The organism is Dietzia sp. E1, assembly GCF_014145015.1.
Classification (GTDB): Bacteria; Actinomycetota; Actinomycetes; order Mycobacteriales; family Mycobacteriaceae; genus Dietzia; species Dietzia cinnamea_A.
Window position 1 is genome coordinate 1 of the sequence record NZ_JAALDU010000101.1, and the last position, 4235, is coordinate 4235.

Below are 4235 nucleotides of genomic sequence, written 5' to 3' on the forward strand. Positions count from 1 at the left end.
ACGAGCATGATCCAGAACAGCCGTCGGAACTGCCCGACGTGGTCTGCGTGCCCCGCATGACCGCCGTGGTCTTCATGACCGGCGTGATGCTGTCCGGTGTGGCCGTGGCTGGCCGCGTCGTCAGCTGCGCCCGGGTGATGATGTTCGGCTACCGAGGTGGCCATCTCGTCGGGGCGGCCGGCCGAACCGTCACCGGGTCCGCCGCGGCGATCATGGTGGTGGTGATCGTGTGGCTGACTCATTTGTCTGTCTCCGTGTGAGCGCCGGCGGCCACGGCGGCATCATCGTCAGCCTGCGGACGGCCGGTGGCGGCGATCCGTTCTAGGTCCGTAGGCGTGGAGCAGCACGAACACGCTTCCTTGACGGCCGTGAGCGGGAGCGCAGAGCGCGTTGTGGAGAACATGGATTTTCCTCTCCGCGTGGTGTGGTGTCTCGGGTGTCGTGCCGGGCCGGTGTGGCCCCTGGCGATCGGGTGGTTAGAGCGAGGTGAGCAGGTCGCGCATGGTGTCGATCTCCTGCTGCTGGGTGTCGATGATGGTCTGGGCCAACTCGACCGCAGGCTGGTAGCGGCCCCCTTCGGCCTCCTCCTCGGCCATGGCGATGGCGCCCTGGTGATGGGCGATCATCTGCTCCAAAAACATCCGGGCGGCGTCGGCTCCCTGGGCCTCGGACAGCTGCTCAAGTTCGTCGTCGGAGAGCATTCCCTCCATCATGGACATGGCGTGACCGCCGTGACCGTCCTGCGCCTCGATGGGCTCTTCCCACTGCTCGAGCCAGTTGGTCAGCTGCGCGATCTCGGGGCCCTGGCCAGCCTTGATCTCCTCGGCCAGCGCCGTGACGTCGGCGGGGATGTCGTCCTTGGCCAGGATGATGTCGCTCATCTCGATCGCCTGCTGGTGGTGCGGGAGCATCATCTGCGCGAACATCACGTCGGCCTGCGAATGCTCCTCGTCCTGGCCAGAGGCAACGGTGCCGGCCACGGATGTGGTGGCGCCGGCCGCGGTGGTGGGCGCGGCGGGCGAGGCTTCGGTGCTGTCGGTGCTGTCGGTGCAGGCGGACAGCGTCAGGGCAACGGCGGTCAGGGCTGCGGGCAGGAGCAGAGTGGTGCGGGTCATCGTGGTCGATGTCCTTTCGGGTCGGCGTCAAGATCGGGTGGTGTATCGATCGGGTGGTGGTCAGGCGAGGTAGGACAAGGTGGTCATCATTCCGGCTTCCTGGTGGTAGGCGTTGTGGCAGTGGAAGGCCCATTGGCCGGGGTTGTTCGCGTCGAACTCGATCTCGATAGTCCGCATGGGGCGGATCGTGACGGTGTCTTTGCGCAGCCCGCTGTCGGCGAGGGCGAAGGTGTGACCGTGAAGGTGCATCGGGTGGGCCATGTCGGACATGTTGCGCAGCCGCATCCGGACCCGGTCGCCGCGGGAGACCTCCAACGGCGTGGTGTCGGGGTGGGTTTGCCCGTTGAGTGTCCAGCGATACGGCATCATGCTGCCGCCCATGTCGACGCTGAGGTAGCGGTCGTGCCCTCGGCCGGGCAGTCGAGAGTCCGGCGCTGGGGTCAGATCCGCGGCCAGCAGCACCGGTCCGTCGAGTTCGCCGGGGCGCGGGTCGGCGGGTAGCTCGCCGGCCCCGGTGCGCACGAGGGCGTACCCGTACCCGTTCTTGCCTTCTGCCTCGGCGAAGAGGGGAAACACCCCGTCTGTCAGCGTGACCACGGCGTCGACCCTCTCGCCCATCCCGAGCAGGATCGCTTCCGTCTCCTGGGGAGCGGTGGGAAAGCCGTCGGTGTCGGTGACGGTCATCGTGTGTCCGCCGAGGGCGACGCGGAAGAACGTGTCCGCCCCGGCGTTGATGATCCGGATCTTCGCGCGTTGGCCCGGGCTGGCAGTCCACGAGACCGGATCGGCCGGGACTCGGCCGTTGACCAAGTAGTGCGGATAGTGGACGTCCCCGGCGACACCGAGCAACCGGGAGGTCATCATCGGGTTGCTGGACCGGGCGCCCCCCATCTGGCCATGCCCCATTCCGGCCATCGGCCGGCCCCGAGCGCCGGGGGCATCCATGCCCACTCGCCCGGCGGCGTCCTCGGGCGTGCCGTCGATGCCGTCGATCCAGTCGTCGAGGACGACGATCCATTCGTGGTCATAGTCCCCAGGGTCGGCGGGATCGTCGATGATCAGCGGACCGTACAGGCCCCGGTCGAGCTGCAGCCCGGAGTGTGAGTGGTACCAATGAGTCCCGGCGTGGGGGACTGTGAAGTCGTAGGTGAACCGGGCGCCCGGATGGATCGGGTCCTGGGTCAGACCGGGCACTCCGTCCATATCGTTGCGCAGGGCGATGCCGTGCCAGTGCACGCTCGTCTCCTGGTCGAGCTGGTTATCCACCTCGACTTGCAGCAGATCTCCTGCCCGGGCCCGCAGGACCGGACCCGGAACAGTGTCAGCAAATGCCCAGGTCGACACCACGAGACCACCGAGATCGACCTCCACCGGGCGCGGGGACAGCCGAGCGTTCACCACCTGCTGGCCTGGTCGCTGGCGCTCGGCCTCCAGGTCCCGGATCGCCGGATCCGACGCCGACACCGGCACCCCCGAGGGCGCCGGCTCGCTGCAGGCGGTCACCGCACCCGCGCCGGCCAGGACCGAACCGATGAGAAATGCCCGCCGCGACAACTCCTTCACCGGTCAGCCTCCGAGTGCAACGGCCCGAACAGCGCAGTGACCAGGAGCAGCGTCGACGCCCACAATGCGGTGACGACCACGGCGCCGACCGACAATGCGACCCATCCGAGCATGAGGTACCTCCCGTGTCCGACTCGACCGCCTATGGTGACCGGCCACCCGAGCGTTCCCGATGGAGATCGTGTGAAGATTCGGTCAAGGCGCCCATCCGGGTGAAGGACTTCCAGGAGTTGCGGCGATGATGGCCTTCATGCCCTCCTCCGTTTCTGGCGCTCGCCGTTCGAGCCCTCAGCAGCCCGCCGGTCCGCGAGCGCTGGTGGTCGATGACGAGGAGCCCCTGGCCGACCTGGTCGGCTCCTATCTCCAGCGCGACGGGTTCGATGTCACGATCACCGGGGACGGACAGGAAGCGGTGGGTCTGGCTCGCCGAATCGATCCCGATGTCATCGTCCTCGACCTCGGGCTGCCCGGGCTGGACGGGATCGAGGTATGCCGGCAGATCAGAACGCACTCCGACGCCTACGTCGTCATGCTCACGGCCCGGACCGAGGAGGTCGACACGCTGATCGGCCTGTCGGTCGGCGCGGATGACTACATGACCAAGCCGTTCAGCCCGCGCGAGCTCTCGGCCAGGATCCAGGCGATGATGCGCAGACCTCGAACCGGTGCCACCGAGCTCCACCTCGGCAGGGCGCCGGAACAGGTACGGACCGTCGGCGACCTGACGATCGACACCGCGGGCCGAGAAGTCACCGTCGGCGGCGCCGATGTCGCGCTGACCCGCACCGAGTTCGACATCCTCGCCGCGCTCGCCCGCGACCCCGGGGTCGTCTTTAGCCGAGCCCAGCTCATGGCCGCCGTGTGGGGCCCGAACTGGGTGGGCGATGACCACCTGGTGGACGTCCACATCGGTCACCTTCGCCGCAAGCTGGGCGACGATGCCTCCCGAGGCCGTTTCGTGCGCACGGTCAGAGGAGTTGGCTACCGCATGGGAACGGGCCAGTGAACGACATACCATCGCCGGACGCGGCCACAACTCGGCCCCGCACAACTCGACGCATCGCTGGATTCAGCTTCGGTACCCGCCTGCTCCTGGCCATGTCCAGCGTGGTCGTCGGGTGCGCCGTCAGCGCGTGGCTCGTCGCCTCCGCCCTGGCCCCGGGCATTTTCCACGACCACCTCGGTCAAGCCGGCATCGACCACGATTCGAACGAAGCAGCCCACGTCGAAGAAGCCTTCACGGTCGCCATAGTCCTGGCCTGGGGGCTGGCGGTAGCCATCGCGGTCCTGGTGGCCTTACTCGCCAGCTGGTACCTCACCCGCCGAGTCCAGCGCTCGGTCACCATGGTCACCACCTCGACGTCAGACATAGCTCGAGGGCAATACGAAACCCGGATGGCGAGCCCGAAACTTGGCCGGGAGTTCGACGATCTGGCGACCAGCGTCAACGAACTGGCCCGACGTCTCGATGCGACAGATGCCACCAGGCGAAGGATGCTCGCAGATCTGGGTCACGAGCTGCGCACCCCGCTGGCCACCATCGACTCCTACCTCGAG

At 67.6% G+C, this 4235-nt stretch carries 5 protein-coding genes; 3 read left to right on the forward strand and 2 right to left on the reverse strand.

Annotated features, from left to right (window positions below):
* On the forward strand, positions 1-260 hold a 260-nt coding region (locus tag G6030_RS04510), incomplete at its 5' end, for a hypothetical protein (protein ID WP_182642335.1).
* A gap of 216 nt (positions 261-476) precedes the next feature.
* On the opposite strand, the gene G6030_RS04515 is transcribed toward G6030_RS04510, so the two are convergent.
* Both G6030_RS04515 and G6030_RS04520 read right to left on the reverse strand, forming a co-directional pair.
* Complete coding sequence (locus tag G6030_RS04515; RefSeq protein ID WP_182642336.1) at positions 477-1115, reverse strand: DUF305 domain-containing protein; 639 nt, start codon at positions 1113-1115, stop codon at positions 477-479.
* 60 nt (positions 1116-1175) lie between these two features.
* On the reverse strand, positions 1176-2678 hold the full coding sequence (locus G6030_RS04520; protein ID WP_120285757.1) for a multicopper oxidase family protein: 1503 nt from the start codon (positions 2676-2678) through the stop codon (positions 1176-1178).
* A 313-nt stretch (positions 2679-2991) separates the two neighbouring features.
* On the opposite strand from G6030_RS04520, the gene G6030_RS04525 reads away from it, so the two are divergent.
* Together G6030_RS04525 and G6030_RS04530 are read left to right on the forward strand one after the other, a co-directional pair.
* Positions 2992-3684 carry a response regulator transcription factor gene (locus G6030_RS04525; protein ID WP_347238576.1) on the forward strand — a complete coding sequence of 231 codons (693 nt, stop codon included), beginning with the start codon at positions 2992-2994 and terminating at the stop codon, positions 3682-3684.
* Between the two features lie 92 nt (positions 3685-3776).
* Positions 3777-4235, forward strand: a 459-nt coding sequence (locus G6030_RS04530; protein ID WP_182642338.1) for a HAMP domain-containing protein, incomplete at its 3' end; no start/stop codon positions are given.